Annotated in this window: 25 protein-coding genes and 2 pseudogenes; 8 read left to right on the forward strand and 19 right to left on the reverse strand. The window is 74.9% G+C overall.

The genetic code is table 11. From position 1 onward, the window contains the following. Positions 1-33: 33 nt before the first annotated feature. From AFB00_RS05980 to AFB00_RS06005, 6 genes and pseudogenes are all read right to left on the reverse strand, one after another. Positions 34-1182, reverse strand: a pseudogene (locus tag AFB00_RS05980) (IS1380 family transposase); the annotation flags it as partial. After that, positions 1182-2051: an IS5 family transposase gene (locus tag AFB00_RS05985; protein ID WP_068795877.1), complete on the reverse strand. Its 870-nt coding sequence runs from the start codon at positions 2049-2051 to the stop codon at positions 1182-1184. The pseudogene AFB00_RS05980 and the gene AFB00_RS05985, both read right to left, overlap by 1 nt. Before the next feature lie 33 nt (positions 2052-2084). Next, positions 2085-2357: pseudogene (locus tag AFB00_RS05990) on the reverse strand (transposase); the annotation flags it as partial. Between the two features lie 48 nt (positions 2358-2405). Then, positions 2406-4040, reverse strand: a complete 1635-nt coding sequence (locus AFB00_RS05995) for a hypothetical protein (protein WP_156819402.1) — start codon at positions 4038-4040, stop codon at positions 2406-2408. Between the two features lie 245 nt (positions 4041-4285). Then, the gene (moeZ, locus tag AFB00_RS06000) at positions 4286-5458 is read right to left on the reverse strand and encodes an adenylyltransferase/sulfurtransferase MoeZ (RefSeq protein ID WP_068800043.1); all 1173 of its coding nucleotides are present in this window, start codon (positions 5456-5458) and stop codon (positions 4286-4288) included. Between the two features lie 41 nt (positions 5459-5499). Beyond that, positions 5500-6486: an alpha/beta fold hydrolase gene (locus tag AFB00_RS06005; protein WP_231974248.1), complete on the reverse strand. Its 987-nt coding sequence runs from the start codon at positions 6484-6486 to the stop codon at positions 5500-5502. Between the two features lie 204 nt (positions 6487-6690). On the opposite strand from AFB00_RS06005, the gene AFB00_RS06010 reads away from it, so the two are divergent. From AFB00_RS06010 to AFB00_RS06020, 3 genes are all read left to right on the forward strand, one after another. Beyond that, positions 6691-7623, forward strand: coding sequence for a hypothetical protein (locus AFB00_RS06010; protein ID WP_068796403.1), 933 nt, complete (start codon positions 6691-6693; stop codon positions 7621-7623). 3 nt (positions 7624-7626) lie between these two features. Then, a complete protein-coding gene (locus AFB00_RS06015; RefSeq protein WP_068796404.1) occupies positions 7627-9492 on the forward strand; it encodes a hypothetical protein in 1866 nt (621 codons plus the stop codon). 89 nt (positions 9493-9581) lie between these two features. Next, entirely contained in the window at positions 9582-10208 is a 627-nt protein-coding gene (locus AFB00_RS06020; protein WP_068796405.1) for a TetR/AcrR family transcriptional regulator, read from the forward strand. A 6-nt stretch (positions 10209-10214) separates the two neighbouring features. On the opposite strand, the gene AFB00_RS06025 is transcribed toward AFB00_RS06020, so the two are convergent. Beyond that, on the reverse strand, positions 10215-11114 hold the full coding sequence (locus AFB00_RS06025) for an alpha/beta fold hydrolase (RefSeq protein WP_068796406.1): 900 nt from the start codon (positions 11112-11114) through the stop codon (positions 10215-10217). 72 nt (positions 11115-11186) lie between these two features. Here AFB00_RS06025 and AFB00_RS06030 point away from each other — a divergent pair, with 72 nt between their 5' ends. After that, positions 11187-11870: a TetR/AcrR family transcriptional regulator gene (locus AFB00_RS06030; RefSeq protein ID WP_068800044.1), complete on the forward strand. Its 684-nt coding sequence runs from the start codon at positions 11187-11189 to the stop codon at positions 11868-11870. A gap of 51 nt (positions 11871-11921) precedes the next feature. Here the strand turns inward: AFB00_RS06030 and AFB00_RS06035 are convergent, their stop codons facing one another. Next, positions 11922-12152 (reverse strand): DUF3107 domain-containing protein, encoded by a 231-nt coding sequence (locus AFB00_RS06035; RefSeq protein WP_068796407.1) that lies wholly within the window; start codon positions 12150-12152, stop codon positions 11922-11924. A 63-nt stretch (positions 12153-12215) separates the two neighbouring features. Beyond that, complete coding sequence (locus AFB00_RS06040) at positions 12216-12872, reverse strand: ferritin-like fold-containing protein (RefSeq protein ID WP_156819403.1); 657 nt, start codon at positions 12870-12872, stop codon at positions 12216-12218. Positions 12873-13190: 318 nt separating this feature from the next. On the opposite strand from AFB00_RS06040, the gene AFB00_RS06045 reads away from it, so the two are divergent. Together AFB00_RS06045 and AFB00_RS06050 are read left to right on the forward strand one after the other, a co-directional pair. Continuing rightward, positions 13191-14966, forward strand: coding sequence for a DEAD/DEAH box helicase (locus AFB00_RS06045; RefSeq protein WP_083275307.1), 1776 nt, complete (start codon positions 13191-13193; stop codon positions 14964-14966). A 118-nt stretch (positions 14967-15084) separates the two neighbouring features. Beyond that, the gene (locus tag AFB00_RS06050) at positions 15085-16239 is read left to right on the forward strand and encodes an Rv3212 family protein (RefSeq protein ID WP_083275308.1); all 1155 of its coding nucleotides are present in this window, start codon (positions 15085-15087) and stop codon (positions 16237-16239) included. Positions 16240-16245: 6 nt separating this feature from the next. Here the strand turns inward: AFB00_RS06050 and AFB00_RS31445 are convergent, their stop codons facing one another. The 5 genes from AFB00_RS31445 to AFB00_RS33865 are packed head-to-tail and all read right to left on the reverse strand — an operon-like array spanning position 16246 to position 19431. Further along, complete coding sequence (locus tag AFB00_RS31445; protein WP_083275309.1) at positions 16246-16887, reverse strand: hypothetical protein; 642 nt, start codon at positions 16885-16887, stop codon at positions 16246-16248. After that, a complete protein-coding gene (locus AFB00_RS06060) occupies positions 16884-17771 on the reverse strand; it encodes a RecB family exonuclease (protein ID WP_068796410.1) in 888 nt (295 codons plus the stop codon). Before AFB00_RS06060 ends, AFB00_RS31445 begins: the two co-directional genes overlap by 4 nt. Positions 17772-17806: 35 nt before the next feature. Further along, complete coding sequence (locus AFB00_RS06065; protein WP_068796411.1) at positions 17807-18688, reverse strand: PHP domain-containing protein; 882 nt, start codon at positions 18686-18688, stop codon at positions 17807-17809. A 29-nt stretch (positions 18689-18717) separates the two neighbouring features. Further along, positions 18718-19275, reverse strand: a complete 558-nt coding sequence (locus AFB00_RS06070; RefSeq protein ID WP_068796412.1) for a PH domain-containing protein — start codon at positions 19273-19275, stop codon at positions 18718-18720. A 3-nt stretch (positions 19276-19278) separates the two neighbouring features. After that, positions 19279-19431 (reverse strand): hypothetical protein, encoded by a 153-nt coding sequence (locus AFB00_RS33865; RefSeq protein ID WP_197520015.1) that lies wholly within the window; start codon positions 19429-19431, stop codon positions 19279-19281. A 102-nt stretch (positions 19432-19533) separates the two neighbouring features. On the opposite strand from AFB00_RS33865, the gene AFB00_RS06075 reads away from it, so the two are divergent. Further along, the gene (locus AFB00_RS06075) at positions 19534-19941 is read left to right on the forward strand and encodes an NUDIX hydrolase (RefSeq protein WP_068796413.1); all 408 of its coding nucleotides are present in this window, start codon (positions 19534-19536) and stop codon (positions 19939-19941) included. A gap of 1 nt (position 19942) precedes the next feature. Here the strand turns inward: AFB00_RS06075 and AFB00_RS06080 are convergent, their stop codons facing one another. From AFB00_RS06080 to AFB00_RS06095, 4 genes are all read right to left on the reverse strand, one after another. After that, positions 19943-21277: an MFS transporter gene (locus AFB00_RS06080; RefSeq protein WP_068796414.1), complete on the reverse strand. Its 1335-nt coding sequence runs from the start codon at positions 21275-21277 to the stop codon at positions 19943-19945. A gap of 26 nt (positions 21278-21303) precedes the next feature. Then, a complete protein-coding gene (locus tag AFB00_RS06085) occupies positions 21304-21750 on the reverse strand; it encodes an RpiB/LacA/LacB family sugar-phosphate isomerase (RefSeq protein WP_068796415.1) in 447 nt (148 codons plus the stop codon). Then, positions 21747-22790 carry a LacI family DNA-binding transcriptional regulator gene (locus AFB00_RS06090; RefSeq protein ID WP_068796416.1) on the reverse strand — a complete coding sequence of 348 codons (1044 nt, stop codon included), beginning with the start codon at positions 22788-22790 and terminating at the stop codon, positions 21747-21749. Before AFB00_RS06090 ends, AFB00_RS06085 begins: the two co-directional genes overlap by 4 nt. 92 nt (positions 22791-22882) lie before the next feature. After that, positions 22883-23386 (reverse strand): MaoC family dehydratase, encoded by a 504-nt coding sequence (locus AFB00_RS06095; RefSeq protein ID WP_068796417.1) that lies wholly within the window; start codon positions 23384-23386, stop codon positions 22883-22885. A 337-nt stretch (positions 23387-23723) separates the two neighbouring features. Here AFB00_RS06095 and corA point away from each other — a divergent pair, with 337 nt between their 5' ends. After that, the gene (corA, locus tag AFB00_RS06100; RefSeq protein ID WP_068796418.1) at positions 23724-24842 is read left to right on the forward strand and encodes a magnesium/cobalt transporter CorA; all 1119 of its coding nucleotides are present in this window, start codon (positions 23724-23726) and stop codon (positions 24840-24842) included. A 49-nt stretch (positions 24843-24891) separates the two neighbouring features. Here corA and AFB00_RS34625 read toward each other — a convergent pair whose 3' ends face one another. Further along, entirely contained in the window at positions 24892-26106 is a 1215-nt protein-coding gene (locus AFB00_RS34625) for a class I SAM-dependent methyltransferase (protein WP_068796419.1), read from the reverse strand. Positions 26107-26113: the final 7 nt, after the last annotated feature.

Below are 26113 nucleotides of genomic sequence, written 5' to 3' on the forward strand. Positions count from 1 at the left end.
GGGTCCTGGGTCGTCGTGACGGCGGGGTCGGGCTCAGCCGGGGACGGCGAGTGCGCGCAGCCGGGCGAGGCCTTCGCAGAGCAGCCTGGCCCAGGGTGCGTGGGCGGGCAGGTGCAGGACGGTTCGGCGGGCGTGCCGGGCTCGCTGTGCGGGCTGGGAGAACAGCCGCAGCCGGAGTCGTTTCGGTTCCCAGCGCCGCGCCGGGTGGTCGGTGTAGGCGAGCATCTGCGCCCAGGCGGTGACCTCGCAGGCGAGCGCGACAACGGCCTGCCAGATCCGGTTCTGGTCGAGCTCGTGCAAGGGCAGGTTGGTCAGCCCGGTGTCCTTCGCCGCCCGGATGCGGTCCTCGGCGCGGGCCCGGCGGCGGTGTCGTAGCTCGAGGTCGGCGAGTTGGCGGCCCGCTCCACCGGGGTGTGTGTTGGTGGCGAATGCGGTGTAGCGCAACCCGTCCGGGTCGGTGATCCGTAGCTGCGCGCCGGGGTGCGGGCGCTCGCGGCGGACGATCACCCGCATCCCTTTCGGCCAGGAGGTCAAGTTCATCAGGCCGGTCGCCTCGATGACCCAGGCTCCGGGACGGGGCTCGCGGTCGGCATCGAGCGCGGTCTGCCAGTCCGTGGCCGGGAGCGCGGCGAGCTGGTCGACCAGAGCCTGGGACAGCCCGAAGCCGACTGAATAGGACAGACGCTGCCCGGCCAGCCAGTCGAGGAGCTCATGCGAGGCACCTGCGCCGTCGACCCGGATCAGAACTTTGCGGCCGGGACGGTTGCCCGGGCGGTGGTCGGGGAGCTGGCGCAGCGCCGCCCGGATGACGGTGACGTGGTCGGTGGCGGTGTTCGACCCGGCGTTCCCGGGGCGTAGCAGCGCCGCGAGAGGCTCACCGGTCCCGGCCGCGCCGTGGTCGCAGAACGCCCACAACGGATGGTGCCCGAAGCCCTTCTTGAACGTCGGTGCGGCGCCCTGCTTGTCCGAGTGGGCGGTGATCAGGGTGGCATCCACGTCGATGACCAGCGGGTTCGCCGCGTCCGTCTGGTGGTCGGGAGCGGCGGAACCGGCCAGCGCCCACACCTTCGCCCGAGCCGTGGCGCGGGCGGCATCGATCGCCGCCAACACCGCGGTCGAGTCGGCGGCGAGGCGATCTACCGTGCGGGAGACCGTCGGGTCTGAGAGAGTGTTTGAGAAGATCATGTTGAGGGTGTGACTACGTACTTCTGCTGGCGTCGGGCGGGTTCGCCACGGGCGATGCGGCGGGTGATGGTGTTGATCGCCGCCCAGCGGATCATGGCCTCGGACACTGCGGGGTGGCGTTCGTAGTCCCGGGCCAGGCGGCGGTGCGCGGTGACCCAGGCCAGGGTCCGCTCGACCACCCACCGCCGCGGGAGGACGGCGAATCCGCGCTGCTCAGGCGGTTTGCGCACGATCTCGACGCTGGTGTGCAGGATCGTGGTCGCCCAGTCCAGCAGGCGCCCGGCGAACCCGGCGTCGGCGTAGACGAACCGCACCCTCGTGCGCAGGTAGAGGTCGAGCAGGATCGACTTGGCGCCATCGCGGTCCTGCACCGACGCCGAGCACACCATCGTGGTCAGCAGCAGGCCGAGGGTGTCGGTCACGATGAACCGCTTCCGACCGTTGACCTTCTTCCCGGCGTCATAGCCGCGGGTGTCCCGCCCGACCGTGTCAGCGCCCCTCACCGACTGCGAGTCGATGATCCCCGCGCTGGGTTCGGGGTCGCGGCCCTCATCAGCGCGTAGCTGACGGCGCACGATCGGGAGGATCTGCTCGGTGACCCTCTGCTGCTCCCACCGGTTGAAGTACCAGTACACCGTCTGCCACGGCGGGAAATCCACTGGTAGAGCCCGCCACGCGCACCCGGCGCGCACGACGTAGAGGATCGCATCCACCACATCACGGCGCGCGTGCTTCTCCGGCCGGCCTCCCGCCCCCGCCGCTGGCAGCAGCGGCTCGATCAACGCCCACTGCTCATCGCTGGTGTCCGAGGGGTACCGCCGCCTACGCCGAGCCACTCCTCCACGATGGACCACACCCGGACGCATCCAGCGCAGACACGCCGACCCTTCTCAAACACGCTCTGAGGCCACCGGACCGAACAGAGCGGGCTCCGCACGCAACAGCGCGATGTCGGACAGGCAGTCCCCGCCGGCGGCCAGCGTCAACGCGAGATCGAGCAGGACCTTCGCCGGGTCGTGCACCGCCAACCGCGGCCGCCACGGTTCCAACGCCTGCGACAGAGCGTGGTCGAGCCCGACCTTGCCGATGGTCTCGGTCAGCAGCCTCGTCCCGGCATGCGACACCACCGCTGTCGCGGCCGTGTCGATGTCCGGGCACGAGTAGAACCCGATAGCCTTCTTCACCTGGAGGGTGCTCCTGATTCGCGCGGATACGGGACCTCAGCAATCCCCATCCTTGCTGGTCAGTGGCACCCTCCAGCCTTCTGACACGCCCCGCTCGGCGAACCGCGATGAAAGCCCCGGGTTAGAGCCGCCGCCACCGAGCAGGCCGCCGGTGACGCCGTCGACCGCTCCGCCGACGCCCTCCGCGGCGTCACCGACACCGCGGGCGGTGTCGCCGACACCCTTGCCGACCTTCTCGACGGGCCCGGCCGGCGAGGTCCGCTCGGAGCGGTCCGCCCCGGAGCCGGCCCGCTCGTTGTCCCGCTGCGCCTTGCCGACGGGCTTGGCCTGCTTCTTCTCCGCGCCCTCGGCCTTGTCACCGTCGGCCTTGTCACCGTCGCGCTTGCTGCCGGTCAGCGTGGCCACGCCGTCCGCGGCGTCCGAGACGGCCCCGCCCAGCTTCCTGCCCGGGCCGGCGTCGTCGCGGCGGTCGTCCGCCGGTCGCTCGGCCCGCTGCGGCCGCTCGCCCCGGTCCGCCACGCCGCGCGCCTCCCGGGCCTCGCCGGGGCCGCGACCGGACGCACCCTCGGGCCCCTCGGCCCGGGGCTTGGTCTCGTCGACGGGACCGCGCGGGTCCGGCGGGCCGCTGGTGCTGGTGTCGTCCCGTTCACGGTCGCCGTCGTGCTCGCGGCCACCGGCCAGAACCTGTGGCCGGTTCGGTGCGGACGGTTCCGGCTTGCGCGGCTTCTCGCCCCGGGAGAGCGCCATGACGTCACCCGACACCTCCTCGGTGCCGCGGCGGTCGTCCGGCAGCGGGGCGCTCCGCGCCTGGTCGACGTTCTCCTCGATCGCCCGCAGCTGCTCGGCGAACGCGTCGCGCCGGCGCGCGCGCAGGTCGCGCTGCTCCTCCAGCGAGGTCGCCGCCGCCATCTGCCCCTCGGAACGCCGGGTCGGCGGGGGCAGCTCGGAGACGATCCGGTCCATCTCGGCGAGGTCCTGGTCGGCGAGGGCCAGCGCGTCGGCCGCCTCCGGACGGGAGGTGAACGCGTCGAGCTGGGACTTCAGCGCGGCCTGCTGCTGGCGCAGGGTGTCGCGCTGCTGGCGCAGCTCCGCCACCGCCACCGGGGTCCGCCCCTGCTCGTGCGGCGAGTTCTTCCAGGCCTGCTCCGTGCGCTCCAGGGTGTCGAGCTGCTCCTCCAGCGAGGTGAGCGCGACCTTGGCCTCGCCGGCCCACTCCTCCGCGGTGCGCTCCTGCGCGACGGGCGTGCCGACGAGCGTGCGGGGCGGCGCGACCATCGAGTACCCGCCGATCAGCACGGCCGTCGCGCCCACGAGCGCGAGCGTCCGCCGGTGGCGCAGCAGCGTCGCGGGGACCTGCAACCGGGGCGGCACCGCCCGCGCCGCCCCCGGGGCGGCACCCGTACGCGGCGGCGGCGCCGGCCGGGCCGCCACGGCGACCGTGGCCGGTTCGGGAGCGCTCGCGGCGATCACGGCGACCGGCTCGGGCTCGCGCAGCCACGGCAGCGTCTCGACGACCTTGTCGTCACCCACCGCCTGGGCCGCGGCCCGCCGGGCCTGTCGCGCGGCCAGCCGGTGCGCAGCCGAGCAGTAGAGCCGTTGCGGTCGGCCCTGCACCGGCTCGATCGGCTCCGCGCAACCGTCCAGGGCGCACACGCGCACCGGTTCTTCCACCCCGAGTCCTTCCGCCACCCGCGCACCGGCCACCGGCGCACACCGTCATGTCGCGGTGATCGGTCGATATGTTTCGTCGTGCGGCAAGATTTTGGGGACGAACGGGCGATCATCACCCTAATGGCGCAGTAAAATCGGGCATATCGCCAGGTGAGTAGTCGACAACAGGTCACAAACGACGACGGCCGCCGCTCCCGAACGAAGGAACGACGGCCGTGTGGGTGTCGCTAATCGTGGCGCGAACCTCAGTACGTCGGCTGCGACGGATCGATCTGCTTGACCCAGGACAGGACCCCGCCGCCGACGTGCACCGCGTCGGAGAAGCCCGCCTTGTGCAACGCCGCGAGCGCCTCGGCGGAGCGGCCGCCGGACTTGCAGTGCAGCACCACGGGCCGGTCCTGCGCGATCTCCGACAGCGCGGCGCCGGACAGGATCCGGTCCTTCGGGATCAGCGTCGAGCCGGGGATCTTCACGATCTCGTACTCGTGCGGCTCGCGGACGTCGATGAGCTGGAAGTCCTTGCCGGCGTCGATCATCTGCTTGAGCTCGCCGACGGTGATCGTGTTGCCGGCCGCCGCGTCCTGCGCGTCCTGGGTGACGGTGCCGCAGAACGCCTCGTAGTCGATCAGCTCGGTGATCTTCGGCGTCTCCGGGTCCTTGCGGATCTTGACCTGGCGCCAGGTGGTCTCCAGCGCGTCGTAGATCACCAGACGGCCGAGCAGCGGCTCACCGATGCCGGTCAGCAGCTTGATCGCCTCGTTGACCATGATCGAGCCGATCGACGCGCACAGCACGCCCAGCACGCCGCCCTCGGCGCAGGACGGGACCATCCCGGGCGGCGGGGGCTCCGGGTAGAGGTCGCGGTAGTTGAGGCCCTGCCCGTTCGGGGCGTCCTCCCAGAACACCGAGGCCTGGCCCTCGAACCGGAAGATCGAGCCCCAGACGTAGGGCTTGCCCAGCAGTACCGCGGCGTCGTTCACCAGGTAGCGGGTGGCGAAGTTGTCCGTGCCGTCCAGGATCAGGTCGTAGTCCCGGAAGACGTCGAGGACGTTCTCGCTGGTCAGCCGCTCGTTGTGCAGGCGGACCTCGACGTAGGGGTTGACCTCGCGGATCGAGTCGCGGGCCGACTCGGCCTTCGGGCGGTCGATGTCGGACTGCCCGTGGATGACCTGGCGCTGCAGGTTCGACTCGTCGACGACGTCGAACTCGACGATCCCCAGCGTCCCGACGCCCGCGGCGGCCAGGTACAGCAGGGCCGGCGAGCCCAGCCCACCGGCGCCGACGACCAGGACCTTGGCGTTCTTCAGCCGCTTCTGCCCGTCCATCCCGACGTCCGGGATGATGAGGTGGCGGCTGTACCGCTCGATCTCTTCCTTCGTGAGCTCGGCAGCCGGCTCCACCAGCGGCGGTAGCGCCATCTCGTCCACTCCTCGCGTGTCGCGTGCGGTCTCGGTGCGTCTCAACGCACCGGGTCGGCGCCATCTTCCCGGACACCGGTCCCGGTGACCGACCCCGCGGAGTCCCACAACCCGGCGACGGCCGCGGCGACCTCGTGCGGGCGCTCGATCTGGGCGACGTGACCGGTGCCCGGCAGCACCAGCAGCCCGGCCCGCAGCGCCGTGGCGGTCCGCCGGGCCAGCCGCGGGGACACGATCCGGTCGGCGCCGCCCCACACCACCAGCGTGGGCACCCGCACCCGGGCCGCCAGCTGCCACGCCGTCCGGCCGGTCCAGAGGGCCAGCAGCCCGCGGGTGGCGCCGTCGGTCGCCTCACCGGCCCACGGCAGGGTCGCCCGGTAGCGGTGCTCGGAGATCAGCTCCTCGAGCCGGCGCTCGGACCCGCGCCGCGGATCGGCGAAACACACCCGCACGACCCGCTCGGCCCGGCTGCGCAGCGGCTCGGCGGCCATCGCCCGGCGGGCGCCGCGGCCGAGCACCGGCACCATGGCCAGCGCCATCCGCGGGTCCGAGAGCCGCCGCGGGTCCGGCCGCAGGTCCGGCATGGCCGGCGAGACGAGCGTGAGCGACCGGACGAGCTCGGGGCGGCGCGCCGCGACGGCCATGCAGACGAGCCCGCCGAGCGAGTTCCCCACCAGGTGCACCGGCCGGCCGCGCCCGGCGAGCCAGCACAGCAGTGCGTCGGTCATGCCGTCCGGGGTGAAGTCGCGGGCCGCGGTCGGCTCGGACCGGCCGAACCCGGGCAGGTCCACGGCCAGCCCGGCGGCCCGGGTGCCGAGCAGCCCGGCGAGGTCGGTCCAGTTCGTCGCCGAGCCGGCCAGGCCGTGCACGTAGACCGCCTCGGCCCCGTCGGCCCCCGGCGTCTCCCGGACGTGCAGTGACACCCCGCCCGCGGTGACCGTGCGGCCGGGCCACGGCGGCTGGTCGGCCGCCAGCTCACCGAGCCCGCCGGCGAGGACCGGGCCGTCCGCGGGGCGGGGCCCGGGCACGGTGACGCGCTGATGAACGGGGAGCGACGTACCGGCGGCCATCGGTCAAGGATGGCGTGCCGGTGCCGCACCTCGCCGTCCCGGGTGACGCCGGTCTCGTTCGCAGCGGGATCCTGCTCACTCCACGCGTTCATCTCTCCACGGAGCGCAACGGCACGGGTGCCCGCGCGTTGTACCCGGGGGACGCCGAGCACGGGAGGACGCATGGGCCGGACCACCGGATCGGCCGATCGGCCGGGCCGCGCGTCGGCCACCGCCCGGATCGTCGGGTTCGGTGCGGCGTCGGTCCTCGTGTTCACCGCGGCGTGGACCGCGGGCAGCGCCCGGCACGAGTCGGCGGCGGCGGCCCCCGTGATCGACGACCGCGCGCTCCCCGCCCGGAGCGGGCCGCCGCCCGAGCAGGTCGCGGGCGGGGTGCTCAGCACCGCGGCCGGCTACACCCTCGCCCCCGTCGAGCAGCTGTTCACCCGGGGTGAGCCGGCCGAGCTGGCGTTCCGCATCACCGGGTCCGACGGGGCTCCGGTGCTGCGTTTCGACACCCCCGGCGACGGCACCCCGGTGATGGACGTCGCGGTGCTGCGCCGCGACGTCGCCGGGTACCTGCGGCTGCGGGCCGTACCGGGGCCGGACGGCGTGTGGCGGGCACCCGTGACCTTCCCCGGCGAGGGCGTGTGGCGGCTCTACGCCGCGTTCACCCCGACCGGGGGCCCACGGCTCGACCTGGGGACGGACGTGCACGTCCCCGGCCCGTACGGCGCGTTCCGGTTCCCCGCCGAGGACCGGTCCGGGCTGTGCGGCGGCAGCGACGAGCAGGTCCGGCTCGACGGGGCACTGGTCCCGGGTGGACGGTCCCGGCTGTTCGCGACCGTCGGCCGGGACGGCGCCCCGGTCACCGCCCTCGAACCGCTGCCGGACGGCTCGTTCGGGCGGCTGACCGCGGTGCGCCGCGGCGACCTCGCCCGGGTCGAGCTCCGCCCGGAGGTGACCGGCGCGTCCGGCGCGGACCGGGCCGGGCCCGGCATCGCCTTCTCCGCCACGGTCCCCGACGCCGGCGGCCACCGGCTGTTCCTCGACTACCGCTCGGGCGGCGTCCTGCGCTCCTGCGAGTTCTCGCTGCCGACCTCCCCCGGGAGCTGAGGGGTGCGCCGGGTCCCGCTCGGGGTCCACGCCGTCGTCGCGGGCGTGGCGCTCGTGCTGCCGGTGCTGCTGCCGGGCCCGGTGCCGGCGCTGGCCGCCGCGCTGCTCGCGCTCGGGGTCGTCGCCGGGACCGGGCGCGCCGGGCACCGCGCCGCCGTGCACGCGCTGCGCCGGGCCACCGTCACCGCGGACACCGGGATCTCCCTCGCCACCGTCACCGCGCTGGCCTGGTCGGTCCCGGTGCTGGTGCTCGCCGCGGCCCCGTCGGTCACCGGGGCGGGGCCCGCGGCGTCCGCGACGGACGGGACGCTGCCACCCACGCCGGCGGGGATGGCCGCGGTCCTCACGGTGGTCGCGGTCGCGGTCCGACGGACGGGCCGGGCGGCCCCGGACCCGGTCACCGGTCCCCCGGACCGGCTCGGCACGGTCGCCGACCGGTGGAGTGCCCGCTCGGTGCCCCTCGCCGCGCTGCTCGCCGTGGCCGTGGCGGGGTTCCGGGCCGGCACCGGCGCCACCTGGACGACGGCGGTGCCGGCCGGGATCGCCGTCCTGCTCGCCACCTGCCCGGTCGCACTGGTGGCGGCCGTCCCGGCCGCGGTGCGCGCCGCCGACCGCGCCGCCGGCCCCGGCGTACGGCTCCCGCTGCCCGCCGGCTCCGGCGACTCCGGCGGCTCCGGCGGCTCCGGCGGCTCCGGCGGCTCCGGCGCGACCCTGCACGATCCGGTCGGCTGGACCGCGCCGTGGGGCCGGTCGTGGATCCCGGCCCGGGCCGGCGGCGCGACCGGCCGGGCCCGCGCCGGGGCGGGCCGTGCGGCCGGCGGCCGGGGCGCCGGCCGGGCCGACGATCCGGTGATCCTCCGGGTCGACACGGTCGCGCTCGTCGGCCCGGACGTCCTCACCGGGGCCGTGGCCGGGCCGGTGACCGTGCACCCGTCCGACGGCGCCGACCCGGTGACCGCGCTGCGGATGGCCGCGTCGGTCGCGGCGGGCGCCGGACCCGGTTCCGGCTTCGCCCCGGTCGCCAGGGCGCTGGCCGCCGCCGTACCGGACGAGGTCCCCGACGCCGCCGAGCCGGACGAGCGCGCGGGGACCGGGGTCTCCGGGCTGGTGGCCGAGCTCGTGCCGCCGGACACGGCCGATCCCGCCGGGACCCGGGTCGTGGCCCACGCCGTGCTGCTCGGCTCGGCCGGCTGGCTCTCCGAGCACGGCATCGTGCTGCCCGCGGACCTCCGCGCGGCGCCCGGCCCGTCCGCGGTGCCGGACGGCACCGTGCTCGCCGTCGCCTGGGACGGGGCGGCGCGCGCCGTGCTCGCGCTGCCCCGGCACCCGCACCACGACGCCCGCGACGGCGTCGCCGCCCTGCGCGCCGCCGGGGTCGTCCCCGTGCTCGTCCCCCCGGACACCGACGCCGCGACCCGCGCGCTGGCGGCCGCGGTCGGCCTCGACCCCACCGCGCCGGACGCCGTGCGCCCGGCCCCCGATCCCGCCGGGCGGGCCGCCGTCGTCGCGGGGCTGCGGGCGGGCGGGCACACGGTCGCGGTGGCCGCCGACCCGCGCTCGGATCCCGGTGCGCTCGACGGCGCGGACCTCGCGATCGAGCTGTACCCCTGGGGCACCGGGCCGGACCCGGTCCCGGCGCCGGTCGGCGGATCGGCGAGGATCGTCGTGCGGGGCGGCCCCACCGAGGTGGCCACGGCCCTCGGGGTGGCCCGGCGGGCCCGTGCCCACGCACGGGCCGGGCTCCTGCTCGCGGCCACCGGCACCGTGCTCGGTGCGGTCGCCGCCGTCGCGGGGACCCCGGTGGCCGTCGCGGTACCGCTGCTGGGGGTGGCAGCGGTCCGTCTCCGGGGTGTTCGCCCCGTCCGGTGACCTGGGGGCACCACACCGTGCACGCAACGTTCGAATTCCCGGTTACCTGCGGGTAGGGTGAGCCCAGACCGGGTGAAAGGTAGGGGGACATGACCGGAACCGCGACGCCACGAGGCGCTCGGTTGTCCCGGGGAGCGCGCCGCGCCCAGCTGTTGCTGGCCGCTCGTGACGTCTTCGCCGACCAGGGCTACCACGCCGCCGCCATGGACGACATCGCCGAGCGCGCCGGCGTCAGCAAGCCGGTCCTCTACCAGCACTTCCCCGGGAAGCTGGAGCTCTACCAGGCGCTGCTGACCACCTACGCCGAGGAGCTCGTCGAGCGGGTGTCCGGTGCCATCGACCGCACCGACGACAACAAGGAGCGGGTGCAGGCCGCCGTCGAGGCCTACTTCGACTTCGTGGCCGGTGAGGGCAAGGCCTACCGCCTGGTGTTCGAGTCGGACCTGCGGGGCGACGCGGAGGCCGCGGCGCTCGTGGAGAACGCGCTGGCCCGCTGCATCGACGCGGTCGCCGGTGCGGTCACCCAGGACGCCGGCCTCGACCAGGACCGGGCCCGGCTGCTCGCCGTCGGCCTGGTCGGCCTCAGCCAGGTCGGTGCCCAGTTCTGGCTGGACTCCGACCAGCGGGTCCCGCGGGACGAGGCCGTCGCGCTGATGGCCTCGCTGGCCTGGCGGGGGATCGCCGGGTTCCCCAAGCAGAGCACCGACGGCGCCTGAACCGCCTCACCCGGGCCGGACGGCACCCGCCGTCCGGACCAGGGCGGCGATCCGCGACGCGACCCCGCCGACCCGCTCGACCGGGAGCATGTGCCCGGCGTCGGGGAACACCGTCATCCCGGCGTGCGGGAGCCGGTCCCGGATCCGGCGGGAGAACCGGACCGGGGTGAGCCGGTCCCGGCCGCCGGCCATGATCTCCACCGGCAGCCCGGCGAACGCGGCGAGCGCCTCGGCCCGCTCGTGCTCGGTGAGGGTCGGGGTGAAGCCGGAGATGGTGCTGGGCCGGCACCCGGCGATCGCCTCGCAGGTCGCCCGGACCGCACGCCGGTCCGGGCGCCGGCCCAGCAGCAGCGGCTGCAGGCCGGCCCGCAGCAGCGACGGGTGCGTGCTCAGCGCACGGCGGCCGGTCCAGAACGGGCTCAGGGTCAGCCGGTCCTTGCCCGCCAGGAAGTACGCGGCCGGGCGGCCGGTCAGACCGAGCGTCGCGGCCGCGCCGAGCCCGCCGCCGGCCGTCGCCACCAGCGCCACCCCGGCGACCCGGTCGGCCACCAGGTCCGGGTACCGCTCGGCGAGGGCCATCACGGCCATCCCGCCCATCGAGTGCCCGGCCAGCACCAGCGGGCCGGACGGCACGACCTGCCCGATCACCTCGGCCAGGTCGTCGGCGAGCCGGTCGATCGTCTTGAGCTCGTCGGGGGTGTCGTCGGAGCGGCCGTGCCCGCGGTGGTCGTAGCGCACGACCCGGGCCGGCGTGCCGGAGACGGCGAGTGCGTCGGCGACCGGGGCCCAGCACCGCTCGTCGAGGGTCCAGCCGTGCACGAGGACGACGGTCACCGGCGCGGACGCCGGGCCGGACTCGCACACGTGCAGCCCGGTCCCGTCCCGGGTCACCACCCGCCTGGTCATCGAGCGTCTCCTCGGGTCGTGCGCGATTCAACGTTACCGCTGGTAACAGTAACCTTTGGTAACGTGCCGGACGTGGAGAGGGATGTCAAGCCGGACGCTCGTGCCCGCCGCCGGGAGGAACGCCGCGGCCAGATGGTCGAGGCGGCCGTCGAGGCGATCCGCGAACACGGGCCCGGCGTCTCCGTCGCCCAGATCGCGGCGGCCGCCGGCATCACCAAGCCGGTCCTGTACCGGCACTTCGCCGACCGGGCCGACCTGCAGCGGGCGGTCGGCGAGCACGCCGCCGAGATGCTGATGGAGCGCATCTCCCCGGTCCTCGCGATCGACGCGGAGCCGATCGAGCACGTCGCCGCCGTCATCGACGCCTTCCTCGGGATGATCGAGCAGGAGCCGCACCTCTACCGGTTCGTCGTCTCCAACCCGGCCGAGCCTGCGGCGGGCGCCGAGGTCGCCGACGACGTCCGCGGCCGGATCGGCGCCGTGCTCACCATCCTGTTCGGCGAGCGGCTGCGTGCCGAGGGCCGTGACTCCGGTGGCGCCGAGGTCTGGGCGCACGGCCTGATCGGCATGGTCCAGTCGGCCGGGGACTGGTGGCTCGAACGGCGCACGATGAGCCGCGAGGCCCTGACGAACTACCTGTCCGCACTGGCGTGGGGCGGGATCGGCGGGGTCTCCGGGCTGGACCGGCCGACCACGGACGCCGACATCCTGCGCCTGGTGCCCGACCCGCACACCCCCACCGGGACCTCCAGCTGACACGCGTCGGGCCCGGCCCCTCGACGGCGGCCGGGCCCGACGACCACGTGCTCAGCCGCCCAGGCCGAACCCGACCTTGCGCTCCTCGGCCGGGCCGATCTCCACGTAGGAGATCCGCGCGACCGGCACGACGAACCGGTTGCCCTGGTCGTCGGTCAGGTCCAGCAGCCCGTCGTCGGACTTCATCGCCCCGCTGAGCAGCTGGGCCACCTCGTCCGGCGTGCGGTCGCTGGACACCACGAGCTCCCGCGGGGTCTCCGCGATGCCGATCTTGACCTTCACCGGTGGGACCTCCCGATCCACGACTTCCACCCTCTGGCGTCCGCCAGGCTAGTCGAAACCCGCTCAGGACAGCCCGAGGCGGCTCATCCGCCTGCCGTGCGCCGTCTGGACCGTCTTGATCAGGCCGGCCACCCCGCCCTGCTCCCCCGAGCCCAGCACGATGAACTCGGCCAGCTCGTCGCGCTCGGCGACCACCCGCTGGGCGTGCGTGACGGCCTCACCGAGCAACCGGCGCCCCCACAGGACCAGCCGGTCGCGCTGGTGTGGGTTCGCCTCGCAGGCGGCACGCACCTCCCGCTCGGCGAACGCGGAGTGCCCGGTGTCGGCGAGCACCCGCCGGACCAGCTCGCCGGTCCCCGGGTCCACCCAGCCGGCCACCTCGCGGTAGAAGTCCGCGCCGAGGCCGTCCCCGAGATAGGCCTTGACCAGCGACTCCAGCCAGCTCCGTGGCGCGGTGGAGGCGTGGTAGCTGTCGATCAGCGCCACGAACGGGGCCATCGCGTCGGCGATCGCGATGCCGGACCCGCCGAGGTGGTCCTCGATCAGCCGGAAGTGGCCGATCTCGGCGGCGGCCATCGTGGACAGCTGGGCGCGACCCGCCAGCGTGGGCGCCTCCCGGGCGTCCTCGGCCAGCCGGTCGAACGCGGAGAGCTCGCCGTAGGCGAGGACGCCGAGCAGCTCGACGGTCGCCATGGTGGGTCCGCCGGCATCGATGGTCATGGGCGTCACCCTAACCGGAGGCATCGGGCCGACCGGGTGTGGCGGACGGCCCCGCCGGGGCCGGGCGCGAGCCATCTCACCGCGCGTCGGCGGCCCGCGACATCGTGCCGGGCGCCCACTCCGGGTACGATGCGGTCAGCGCGTCGCCGGTTTGCGGTGCACGTGCCCACCGCGCGGGATCCGGGAAACGGGGCGGGCGGGCCGAGACGATGACCGACCGGCCATCGCGAACGGCCGGCCACATCTCACCGGAACCCGCACCTGACCTGGTGCGCGCAGCGCCTCGGCGGCTCTCCCGCCCGGTCCGCAACGGACCCGGTGCCGGTCGACGAGCCACGCCACGGCTCCTGTGCGCGGAGAGAGGCGATCACCCTGTCCGTCACCGAAGACAGCCCCGACCCCGCCGGCCCCGAGGCCGATCCCGGCTTCCTGGCCACCGGCATCACCGCCACCGAGGCGCCCGAGGGCGTCACCAACCCCGGCGGCGAGAAGCTCCCCCCGACGTTCGCCGAGCTCGGCGTCCGGCCCGAGATCGTCTCCGCGCTCGCGGAGAACGACATCGTCCGCACCTTCGCGATCCAGGAGCTGACCCTCCCGCTCGCGCTGGCCGGTGAGGACGTCATCGGCCAGGCCCGCACCGGTACCGGCAAGACCCTCGGCTTCGGCGTCCCGATGCTGCAGCGGATCACCCCGCCCGGTGAGCAGCCGGCCGCCACCGCCGAGGGCGAGGCCGCCGACCGCAGCAAGGACGTGCCGCAGGCGCTCGTCGTCGTGCCCACCCGCGAGCTGTGCGTGCAGGTCGCCAGGGACATCGCGGCCGCGGGCAAGCATCTGGGCGTGCGCGTCGTCGCCATCTACGGCGGCCGCGCCTACGAGCCGCAGCTGGAGGCCCTGCGCAAGGGCGTCGACGTCATCGTCGGCACCCCCGGCCGGCTGCTCGACCTCGCCGAGCAGCGCCACCTCGTGCTCGGCCGGGTCAAGGCGCTGGTCCTCGACGAGGCCGACGAGATGCTCGACCTGGGCTTCCTGCCCGACGTCGAGCGGATCCTGCGGATGCTGCCCGAGCAGCGCCACACCATGCTGTTCTCGGCCACGATGCCGGGGCCGATCGTGCAGCTGTCCCGGGCGTTCCTCACCCGGCCCACGCACATCCGTGCGGAGGAGGCCGACCAGGGCTCCATCCACGAGCGCACCAAGCAGCTCGTCTATCGCGCGCACGCGATGGACAAGGTCGAGCTGGTCACCCGGGTGCTGCAGGCCAAGGACCGTGGCCTGTCGATGATCTTCACCCGGACCAAGCGGACCGCCCAGCGGGTCGCCGACGACCTGGCCGAGCGCGGCTTCGCCGCCGCCGCCGTGCACGGCGACCTCGGCCAGGGCGCCCGCGAGCAGGCGCTGCGCGCGTTCCGCGCGGAGAAGGTCGACGTGCTGGTCGCGACGGACGTCGCCGCCCGCGGTATCGACGTCACCGGCGTGACCCACGTGGTCAACTACCAGTGCCCGGAGGACGCCAAGACCTACGTGCACCGGATCGGCCGCACCGGCCGGGCCGGGCGCGAGGGCGTCGCCGTCACCCTGGTGGACTGGGACGAGATCCCCCGCTGGAAGATGATCTCGGACGACCTGAACCTGGGCATCCCCGAGCCGGTCGAGACCTACTCGACGTCCGACCACCTGTTCAGCGACCTGGGCATCGCACCGGGCGCGAGCGGGCGGCTGCCGCTGTCGGCGCGCACCCGGGCCGGGCTGGACGCCGAGTACATCGACTCCGAGGGCGACCACCAGGGCTCGCGCAAGCAGCGCGGCGGCCGCCCCGGTCGCGACGGTGACTCCGGCGGCGACGGCGAGAGCCGCCGGCCGCGGCGCAACCGGTCCCGCACCCGTACCCGCGGCGGCGTCGCCGTCGACGCGTCCGGGGCGGAGCAGGGCGCGTCCGCGGGCGGTGCCGACGGCTCGGCCCCCGCACCGCAGAACGGCCCCGCGGGCTCGGCGGACGGCGGCGAGACCAAGCCGCGCCGCAGGCGCCGCCGCGGCGGTTCGCGGAACCGGTCCGGCTCCGGCGGGGACTCCTCCGCCGACGCCGCCGCGAGCTGACGGCCGCCGGCAGAGCGTGCTGCGCGCACGGGGTCCGTGGCCCGGCCGAGTGCCGTGGCCCCGGGTTCCCGCCGAACGACGACACCGCGGCGACCGCCTGGTCGCCGCGGTTCTCGTCGTGCTCGTGGCCGGGGTCGCGCTGATCTACGGCCTGCAGAGCCCGGCCGCGAACACCCGCTCGGTCCCCGCCACCACGGCGGCGGCTCCGCCGCCGCCGGTGGGGCCGGTCCCGGCGGCGTTCACCGAGCTGTGGCGGGCCCCCAGCCCGAACACGCCCGTTCCGCTGGCCGCCGGTGCCGGCGTCGTCGTGGCGGACGGGTCGACGGTCTCCGGGCGGGACGCGGTCACCGGCCGGGAGCGCTGGAGCTACACCCGCGATCGTCCGCTGTGCACCGCCGGGATCGCCGACGGCCGGGTGCTCGCGCTCTACCGCAACGACGAGTACTGCTCGGAGCTGTCCACGCTCGGGCCGGACACCGGTGAGCGCGGCCCGAACCGCACCCTCGACGCCCGTCCGGGGGTCCGGCTGATCGGCCAGGACCCGGTGCTCGCCACCGGCCCGGACTACGTCGAGACGTTCCGCTCCGACCTGGTCCGGACCGCCGAGTACGGCACCGTCCGTGCCCTGGAGGAGCCCGGCGACCAGCCGCGCAGCGGATGCGCGTTCCGGTCCTTCGCGGCGTCGGGCGACCGCGCCGGCGTGCTCGAACGCTGCCCCGGCGAGGCGTCCGAGCGGCTCTCGGTGATCCGCCCCAGCGGGACCGAGGGCGACCGGCCCGCCTTCGACTCCTCCGCCGAGACCGGCACCGACGGCGCGCAGCTGATCGCGGTCTCCGCCGACCGCGCCGCGCTGCTGCTCCCCGGTGTCCCCCGGCTGGCCCTCTACGACCGCTCGGGCCGCGGTGTCGGCGAGTTCCCCGTCGCGGCGGGGGCCCGGATCAACGTCCCCGCCGACGGCGTCGCACGCATGGGGGCCGACGACCGGACCCGCTACTGGTGGACCGGGGGTGCCACCGTCGCGCTCGACACGGCGACCCTGCAGCCCCGCTGGACCGTGCCGGGCACGCTCGGCGCCGGCACCCGCTACGGCGACCGGCTGCTGGTCCCGGTCCCCTCCGGTCTGGCCGACGTCGACCCGGCGACCGGGGCGGTGGCGCGCACGGTGCCCGTCGAGCGGGACGGGTGGACGGGCCCGGTCCAGGTGGTGGCCCAGGGCGGGCTGCTGGTGGAGATGCGCGGCACCGATGCCGTGGCGCTCGGCCCCGCCCGGTAGACCACGTCAGAGGAACCAGCCGAACCCCAGCACCGACCCCACCACCGCGATCACCCCGAGCGCCACGAGGGTGCCGGTCCGGTCGCCCCGCCGGTCGGCGACGATCTGCCCGCCCACCGCGACCACCGTCGCGGCCAGGTGCGCGACCAGGTCCGGGGTCCCCGGACCGGGGACCCCGTTCCGCCCGGACAGCCAGGCGACGACGCAGAGCCCGGCCGTGAGCACGACGAGGCCACCGGTGGACAGACCGCCCAGACCGCGCAGCAGCCGTCCGATCCCGGACGGCGGTCGGTGCCGGTCGTCCGTACCGCCGCCGGTGGGCCGGTCCCGGCGCCGCGGCGGGGGTTCCGTGGCGCGCCGGTCCGCTCCGGCCGGCGCACCACGTCGCGAGCCCGCGGCGGGACGGCGGTCCGGCCGGCCCGGCGCCGGGGGGCGCACACCGGGGGCGGCCCGGTCCGCGCGCGGGGGGCGGGCCGGTCCGCCGGTCCCGCCGAACGGTGCGCCGTGTCCCACGGGCCGGGTCGGGGGCTCGGGGGGCCGTCGCTGCCCGCCGGCGGGGCCGGCCCCGCGACCGTCGCCGTGGCGGCCGGGCTGCCGGTACGGATCGGGGCGTCCGCGCAGGTCGGGCCGCCGGGGGTCGGTGTTCACGGGGCCAGCAGGTCCCACGGGCGCGGTTCGGGCGTGGCGGCCCGGCCGTCCGGGCAGTTCCGCCGGACCGGGCAGGTGCCGCAGCGGGATCCGGTACGGGCCGGGAACAGCGCCTCCGGGTCACCGCCCGCCGCGTGGGCCTCGACGGCGGCGACCGCCGCGGACGCGGTGGCCCCGGCGGCCCGGACGTGCCTGTCCAGTGACTCCTCGTCGTGCTCCCAGGCCGCGACCGTCCCGGTCGGGACGTGGTGCAGCTCCACCCGCCGGCACCGGCGCCGGAACACCTGCGCCACCGCGACGGCGTAGAGCGCGAGCTGGCGGGAGTCGCGGGCGTCGGTGTCGGCGGGCACGTGCCGGCCGGTCTTGAAGTCGACGACGACCAGCGCGTCCCCGTCCGGCGTGCGGTCGAGGCGGTCGACCCGGCCCTCCACCAGCAGGTCCCCCACCGGCGCACTCACCCGGCGCTCGACGGCGACCGGATCGGTGTCGCCGACCGGCCCGTCGGCCACCGCGGCCAGCCACTCCTGCGCGCGGTGGCGGTACCGGGCGGCCTGTGCGGGGTCGGCGAACCCCTCGTCCGACCAGTGCCGCCCGACCAGGGCCATCGCCTCCGCCGGGGTGCGCCGGCGCGCGGGCAGCTCGGCGAACGAGCGCAGCGCCAGGTGCACGACGGCGCCCAGCGTGGTGTGCGCGAAGGCACCGCCGCGGGGCGGGGCCGGCCGGTCGACGTGCAGCATCCGGTACCGGCGGGGGCAGGCGTCCCAGGTGTCCAGCCGGGCCGGGGTCACCCGGTGCAGCGCGGGCGGCCCGAAGTCGGGATCCAGCAGGTCGAGGCCGAGTTGACCATCGGGGTTCCCGGTGCTGGGCGGGGTGGACCGGGCCATCCCTCAACGGTACAGCGGGGCCGCCGGCGGCCTCGTCACGCGGTGGCCGCTCCGGTGACGACGCCCACGCCGGTCGCGCGCGCGACGAGCGCGTCGTACGCCTGCGGGTCGGTGGTCTCCTCCGCCAGCGGGGTCGTCTTGTTGGTGCCGTGGTAGTCGCTGGAGCCGGTCGCGAGCAGCCCGTGCGCGACCGTCAGCGTGCGCAGCAGCTCACGGTCGGCCGCGGCGTGGTGCGGGTGGTCCACCTCGACCCCGCCGAGGCCGTAGCCGACCAGGTCGACCAGGACCGCCGGTTCGACGACCCGGCCCCGGCGCCGGGCCAGCGGGTGTGCGAACACCGCGACCCCGCCGGCCGCGGTGATCATCTCGACGGCCGTCTCCACCGTCGTGTCCGCCCGCGGCACGTAGTAGGGGCTGTCGTCGTGCAGCAGGTCGGCGAACGCCGCGTCGACCGACCCGACGACGCCCGCGGCGACCAGCGCCCTGGCCAGGTGCGGACGCCCGGCGCTGCCCCCGGCGGGCAGGTGCGCGAACACCGTGTCGGCGTCGACCGGGTAGCCGTCGGCGGCCATCCGGCCGACCATGGTGTGCAGCCGCTCGGTCCGCTCCGCCCGCAGCCGCGACTGCTCGGCGACGATCGCTTCGTGCCGCGGGTCGAACAGGTACCCGAGCAGGTGCACCGGGCAGCGTGGCTCCCCGGGGCGCCCGGTCGGGCTCAGGCAGGAGAACTCCGCCCCGCGGACCAGCGACAACCCGGCGGGCAGTGCGGCGACGGCGTCGTCCCAGCCCGCGGTGGTGTCGTGGTCGGTCAGCGCGACGACGTCGAGCCCGGCCGCGGCCGCGGCACCCATCAGCTCCGCAGGGCTGTCGGTGCCGTCGGAGGCGGTCGAGTGGGTGTGCAGGTCGATCACGGCCACCCACCGACCCTAACCGGCCGGGCGCGGGTTCAGCGGCGCCAGCGCGGCTTGGCGAGCATCCCGGTCGAGCGGGTCTTGCCCTTCTCCCCGAACACCAGCTCGGAGAGCGCCTCGTAGATCTCCTCGGGACGGGGCATGAAGTCGATCCGGTTGAGCGCCTGGATCTGGCCCGCCGACTCGACCACCATCGTCCCGTAGCCGAGCAGGCGCCCGGACAGCGAGCGCTGGAACGTCAGGTCGGTGACCTTGCCCAGCGGCATCATGCCGACGTTGTGGACGATGATCCCCTGGGCGATCATCACCCGCTTGTCGGTGATGACGATCCGCTCGATCCACCACAGGATGGTCAGCGCCGTGAACCGCAGGACGGCCACCAGCACCAGGTAGAACGCCAGGTTGTCGAACACGACGTCGAACGACGTCCCCAACCCGCGGTTGTCGGTCAGCTGCTCGATCCCGACGACGACGAGGATGAACAGCGCCGTCTGCGTGATGTGCTTGGCCATGACGGCCCAGTGCTGACGCACGCGGATGACCCGGCGCTCCGTGGGGAGCAGGTACTCGTCGATCTCCCGGGGCGCGAGCACGGATCAGATCAGCGAGGTCACGAAGGTGGAGACCGACCTGGCCGCGTCGTAGAGGATCGTGCCGACGTTCGAGACCGAGTTGGCAGCCGCGTCAGGCGCTGTGACGACCAGGAATATCCCCAGCGCCACCGCGACCAAGATCAGAAGCTTGCGCACGTTAACCGTCACCCGTTCCGGCCCGTTGGGACAACCTCATCATTGGTACCCGAGTCCGACGGACTCCGGTACCGGCACCCGAGCAGCGTACCGTTGTTGTGGATGACCGACAGTAGCCGACACGTCGCCTGCGTGGGTGGAATCGTGTATGACCCGGTCGGTCGATTGCTGTTGGTACGCAGGGCCAACGATCCGGGGCGCGGCCTCTGGTCGGTCCCCGGCGGCCGGGTCGAACCGGGTGAGGACGACCACACGGCCGTCGTCCGGGAACTGTTCGAGGAGACCGGACTGACCGTCCGCCCCGGTGCGCTCGCCGGCGTCGTCGTCCGCGGGCCGTTCCACATCGCGGACTACCACTGCGAGCTCGCGCCGTCGTCGATCGCGGTCCCGCGCCCCGGGGACGACGCCGCCGACGCCCGGTTCGTCGATCTCGCGGCGTTCGCCCGGCTGCCGCTGGTGGACGGCCTGACCGAGGTGCTGCGGGGCTGGGACGCGCTGCCCCGCAGCTGACTCAGCCCCCGGCCGTCGCCCGTTCCTCGGCGCGGACCAGCTCCGCGACCTCGGCCCGGCGGGCCGGTCCCCAGGTCTCGGTGGTGAGCAGGATCCCGGCCAGCCCGACCAGCGCCGCGGCGACGTAGAGCATCGCCGGTCCCGGCCAGCCGAAGGCCCCGGCCAGCAGGGCGGCGAGCAGCGGGGCGAACCCGCCGAGCGACGCCGCCAGCTGGTACCCCAGCGACGCCCCCGAGGTCCGGGTCGCCGTCCGGAACTGCTCGGTCAGCAGCGCTCCCTGCACCCCGGTCAGCGAGGCGTGCACGAGCCCGATGCCGATCACGAAGACGAGCACCACCAGCACCGGGTTCCCGCCCTCGGTGAGCAGGTACATCGGGAACCCGAACAGCGCGGCGACCACACAGGCGGCGATGTAGATCGGCCGTCTGCCGACCCGGTCGGACAGCACACCGGCCGCGAAGGTGACCCCGATCGCCAGCACGCTCGCGACCGTCACCGCGGCCAGCGCGGTCGGCCGGACGTCCGGGTGCCGGCCGCTGATGTGGCCCAGCAGGTAGGTCGCCGTCGAGTAGTAGGCGAAGGACTCCACGATCCGCAGCGCGATCACCCGCAGGATCGCGCCCCGGTCCCGGCGCAGCGCGGTGCCCAGCGGGTTGCGCTCGGTCCGGCCGGTCGCCTTCGCCTCCTCGAACTCCGGGGACTCGCCGAGCTTGGCGCGCACGATGATCCCGGCGATCACCAGCACGGCGCTGACCAGGAACGGGACCCGCCACTGCCAGTCGCCGGGCAGCCCGGCACTGAGGAAGAACATCAGGCTGGACAGGGCGATCCCGAGCGGGTTCCCGGCCTGCGGGATCGCCGCGAACATCCCCCGGCGGTGCCAGGGAGCGTGCTCGTAGGCCATCGTCACCGCGCCGCCCCACTCCGCGCCGAAGGCCAGCCCCTGCACCATCCGGATCAGCGTGAGCAGGATCGGCGCGAGCACCCCCACCTGGGCGTAGGTCGGCAGGACACCGATCAGGAAGGTCGCGCCGCCCATCACGATCATCGCCGTGACGAGCACCGGCTTGCGGCCGAACCGGTCGCCGAAGTACCCGCCGACGGCACCGCCGATCGGGCGCATCACGAACCCGACCGCCAGCGTGGCGAAGGCGAGCAGGGTGCCGGTGAACGGGTCGTTCTCCGGGAAGAACACGGCCCCGAAGTACAGCGCCGAGGCGGTGCCGTAGGCGACGAAGTCGTAGTTCTCGACGCTCGTGCCCACGGCCGCGGCGACCGCGGTCCGTCGGCGGTCGGCCGAGCCGCGCACCGAGACGCGTGGGGTGGGAGTACTCATGGACATCTCCGTCGATGTGGGGGCGGCTACCGGCCGCGCTCGAGGTCGTGCAGCTTGCCGACCCGGCGGCGGGTCTCGGGGGTGTCGTCGAACCGGGCGTCGAGGAAGCGGCCGACGATCTCCGGCAGCAGCGCGCGGGGCACCAGCCAGGCGCCCATGGCGATCGCGTTGGCGTCGTCGTGCTCGACGGCCTGGTGCGCGCTGTAGGGCTCGTGCGCGAGCGCGCAGCGGATGCCGTCGATCTTGTTCGCCGCCATGATCGCGCCGGCCCCGGAACCGCAGACCAGCACGGCGCGGTCGGCGGTGCCGTCGAGCACCGGACGGCAGGTCGCGGCCGTGATGTCCGGGAAGTCGACCGGGTCCGTGCCGTGCGTGCCCTGGTCGAGCACCTCGTGGCCCAGCTGCTCGATGATCTCCCGGACGGTGTCCTTGAGCGGGTAGCCGGCGTGGTCGGCGCCGAGCGAGACCTTCATGGGCGGGTCCTTCCTCGTGGGGTGGGTGTGGGCGGGGGCGGGCCGGTGCGGGAACGGTCGACGAGCCGGGTGGGGACGACGACCGTGGCCGGGTCCGGCGCCGGGCCGCCGTCGCGGGCCCGTTCGACGGCGTCGAGCAGGAGTTCCATCCCCCGGCGGCCCATCCGGGTCGCGTCGTTCGCGACCGCCGACACCGGCGGCTCCACCTCGGCGAACCACGGGGAGTCGTCGAAGGACACCAGCTCGACCGCCGGCCGCAGGCCGCGCCGGCGCAGCTCGGCCAGCGCCCCGAGGGTCATCAGCCCGTCGGCGACGAGCACCGCGGTCGGGGCGGCACCGGCGTCGAGCATCCGCCCGACGGCCACCGCACCGCTGTCGGACCGGAAGTCGCCCTCCTCGACCAGGCGCGGGTCGGCGGGCAGGCCGCGGGCGTCGCGCTCGGCCAGGAACGCCTCGACGCGCTCGCGCCCGGTGGACACCGACGCCGGGCCGCCGACGTAGCCGACCCGGTGGTGGCCGCGGCCGACGAGCAGGGCCACCGCGGCCCGGACGCCGCCGGCGTTGTCCGGCACGACGCAGGGCACGTCGAGCCCGGGGACCACCCGGTCGACGCACACCACCGGGACGCCGGAGGCGCGCAGCTGGGCGAAGTGCGCGGGGTCCGACGACTGCGGCGCCAGCAGCACGCCGTCCACCCGCTGGGTGCCGAACGCCCGCAGGTAGGTCCGCTCCTGCCCGGCGTCCTCGTCGGCGTTCGCGAGCATGACGACCGAGCCGCGGCGCAGCGCCTCCCGCTCGGCCGCGTGCGCCAGCTCGGCGAAGAAGGGGTTGCGGACGTCGGAGATGAGGATCCCGACCGTGTCGGTGCGGGCCCGGCGCAGCGACCCGGCGCGGGCGTTGGGCAGGTAGCCCAGCTCGGTCACCGCGGCGGCCACCCGCTCGCGGGCCTCGGCCGACGTCGCGGAGCTGCCGGCCAGCACCCGTGACGCGGTGCCGAGTGACACCCCGGCGCGGGCCGCGACGTCGCGGATCGTGGTCATCGCACTCCTCTGTGGAACCGGTTCCATGGAACCGGTTCCACAGGAGAGCACGCGGGCCCCCGCCCGGTCAACGGGCGGGGCGGGGGCGTCGCTCAGCCGATGGGTGTGGGGCGGCCGGGCTGCTCGCCGCCACGGGCGTCGCCGTAGGACCGCTTCGGCACCATGACCTTGCGCCGGAAGGTGCAGACGACGGTGCCGTCCTGCTTGTAGCCGCGGGTCTCGACGTACACGACGCCGCGGTCGTCCTTGGACCGCGACTCCGTCTTGTCCAGGACCTCGGTCTCGCCGTAGATGGTGTCCCCGTGGAAGGTCGGCTTGGTGTGCCGCAGCGACTCGACCTCGAGGTTCGCGATCGCCTTGCCCGAGACGTCGGGCACCGACATGCCCAGCAGCAGCGAGTAGACGTAGTTGCCGACCACCACGTTCTTCCCGAAGTCGGTGGTCTCCCCCGCGTAGTGCGCATCCAGGTGCAGCGGGTGGTGGTTCATCGTGAGGAGGCAGAAGAGGTGGTCGTCGTACTCGGTCACCGTCTTGCCGGGCCAGTGCTTGTACACCGCGCCGACCTCGAACTCCTCGTAGTAGCGCCCGAACTGCACCGTTCACGCTCCTCTCACACCGACGACTCGTTGCGGGGGTAACGTATCCCCGGTCCGCCCGGCTCCGGGCGGTCCGCCGCCGACTTGCCCGGTCGGGGATGTCACACTCCCGGAACATTTCACGGAGCACGGGCGATGGGTCCGGTGAGACCCGACGAGCAGGCAGGGAGGTGAGCGCGGTGTCGTCTGAACCCCAGACACCGGTGAGCAGTACGTGCCGCCTCCCGCTGCTCCCGGCCCGGAGATCGTTCCCGGGCTGACCTGCGGGAGGCGTGTCGCGTGTCCGGCGGCCGCCGAACGGTGGCCGTACGCCCTCGGCCGCTCCGGAGGTCCCGTGATGCCCTCGCTGTCCCAGCTCCGCCCTGCGATCCGGTCCGCCGGTCGCACCCGTCGCGCCGAGCGGGCCGCCGCCCGCGCCGCCACCGACCGGACAGGTACCCGCCTGCGGGTCCCGCTGTCGGCCTACGTCGTCGACTGCGCCGTCTACGTCGACGGCGAGCGGCTGCCCGGCCGCTGGACCCACGACGACGCGATCGCCGAGGTCCGCGAGCGCGGCGAGGGATTCGTGTGGATCGGCCTGCACGAGCCCGACGCCGAGCAGATCTCCGGCGTCGCCGAGACCTACGGCCTGCACGAACTCGCCGTCGAGGACGCGGTGCACGCGCACAACCGGCCCAAGCTGGAGCGCTACGACGACACCCTGTTCATGGTGCTCAAGACCGTCCGCTACGTCGGGCACGCCGACCCGACGACGGCCAACGAGATCGTGGAGACCGGCGAGGTCATGGCGTTCCTCGGCCGCGACTTCGTGGTGACCGTCCGGCACGGCCGGCACAGCGGGCTGCAGCAGGTGCGGCGCCGCCTGGAGGAGGACCCGGAGCAGCTGGCGCTCGGACCGGCCGCGGTGCTGCACGGGATCGCCGACCACGTCGTCGACTCCTACATCGAGGTCGTCCGCCAGATCGAGGGCGACCTGGACGCCGTGGAGGCCGAGGTCTTCTCGCCCGGCTCGACGATGAACCCCGAGCAGATCTACGTCATGAAGCGGGAGATCCTCGACCTGCGCCGCTGCGTGATGCCGCTGGTCGGCCCGATGCGCAAGCTGTCGGAGGGCTACAGCTCGCTGGTCCCGCACGACGTCCGGTCCTACTTCCGCGACGTCGACGACCACCTGGGCGGGGTGGCCGAGCAGGTCGCCGGGTTCAACGAGCTGCTGACCACGCTGGTCGACGCGGTGCTCGCGAAGATCAGCATGCGGCAGAACAACGACATGCGGAAGATCACCGCCTACGCGGGCCTGATCTCGGTCCCGACGATGATCGCCGGGGTCTACGGGATGAACTTCGACAACATGCCGGAGCTGCACTGGGACTTCGGCTACCCGCTGGTGCTGCTGGTCATCGCGACCATCTGCACGGTGCTGTACCGCAACCTGCGGCGCAACGGCTGGCTCTGAGCACCGGCGCGGCCCGGCCCGGGGCCCCGGAGCCGGGCCCCGGCGGTGCTCAGACCTTGGGGGTGCCGGTCGGCGGGGTCGGTGGCTCGTCGTCGGCCGCGGCGAGCCCGGCCCTGGTCGCTCCGTGGCCGCGGGGCCGGTCCGTCTCGGCGGCGTCCGGACCGGCCGGACGATCGGTGCCGGTCGCGTGGTCGGTGCCCGGGTCGTCGGCGCCGGTCGCGCCGCCGGTGTCGCCGTCCCGGTCGGTGCCGGACCCGGTGTCGGTGTCGGCGTCGGTGTCGGTGTCGGTGCCCGACCCGGCGGCACGGTCGGCTGCGGTGTCGGCGTCGCCGTCGTGCTCGGTGCCCGCCGGGTCCTCGTGCACGTCCTCGGGCAGCTCCCGGGCGTAACCCGGGTCCTCCGGGCCGCCCGGCTCCACCGGCTCGGCCTGCTCCACCGGTTCCGCCGCCGGTTCCGGGGCCGGTGCGCCGCCGGGGCGCCACCCGGCCGCCGCCAGCGCCGAGGAGCGCGCGTGCCGCTCCCCCACCACGTCCGGCTCGTCCGCCCGGCGGCCCAGGAACGTGTGGACCAGGTGCTGCTGGGTCCCACCGACGGTCTGCACCCGGACGTCGTCGAACCCGGCGCGTTCCATCCGGTGCACCATCTGCTCCGGACCACCCGCCCCGGCCACCCGCCGCAGCCGGTACCGGGCCAGGTCGGCGACGCCCCAGCGGGCCGCCGCCATCGGCACCAGGTAGGACCAGCCGGCCGTCATCCAGCGGGCGCGGCCACGGGTGCCGCCGACCGCGTAGTCGTGCACCGCGAGCGGGGCGCCCGGGCGGAGCAGGGACAGCAGCCGGCGCAGGCCGTGCTCGGCGTCGGGCAGGTTCGACACCAGGTAGGAGGCGAAGATCCCGTCGAACGGGCCGTCGACCCCGGCCTCGGTCAGGGTCTCCAGCTTGGTGTGCACGAAGGAGACCCGCGGGGACCAGTTCTTGCGGCGGGCCACCGCCAGCATCTCGGCGGACGCGTCGACGGCCACCACCTCGGCCCCGCGGACCGTGGTGAGCAGCGCCTCGGTGGAGACGCCCGTGCCACAGCCGATGTCGAGCAGCCGCAGGCCGTGCCCGTCGCCGAGACCCATCCGGGACGCCGACACCCGCAGATGGGTGCGGTAGCCGGGGATCATGCCGACGAACGCGTCATATCCGCCGGCACCGCGCCCGTAGGCCCGGTGCACGGTGGAGGGACGGATCTCGTCGCTCTGGCTCGCCGCACCGTTCACACCGGCG

The sequence above is a fragment of the Pseudonocardia sp. HH130630-07 genome (assembly GCF_001698125.1).
Lineage (GTDB): Bacteria > Actinomycetota > Actinomycetes > Mycobacteriales > Pseudonocardiaceae > Pseudonocardia.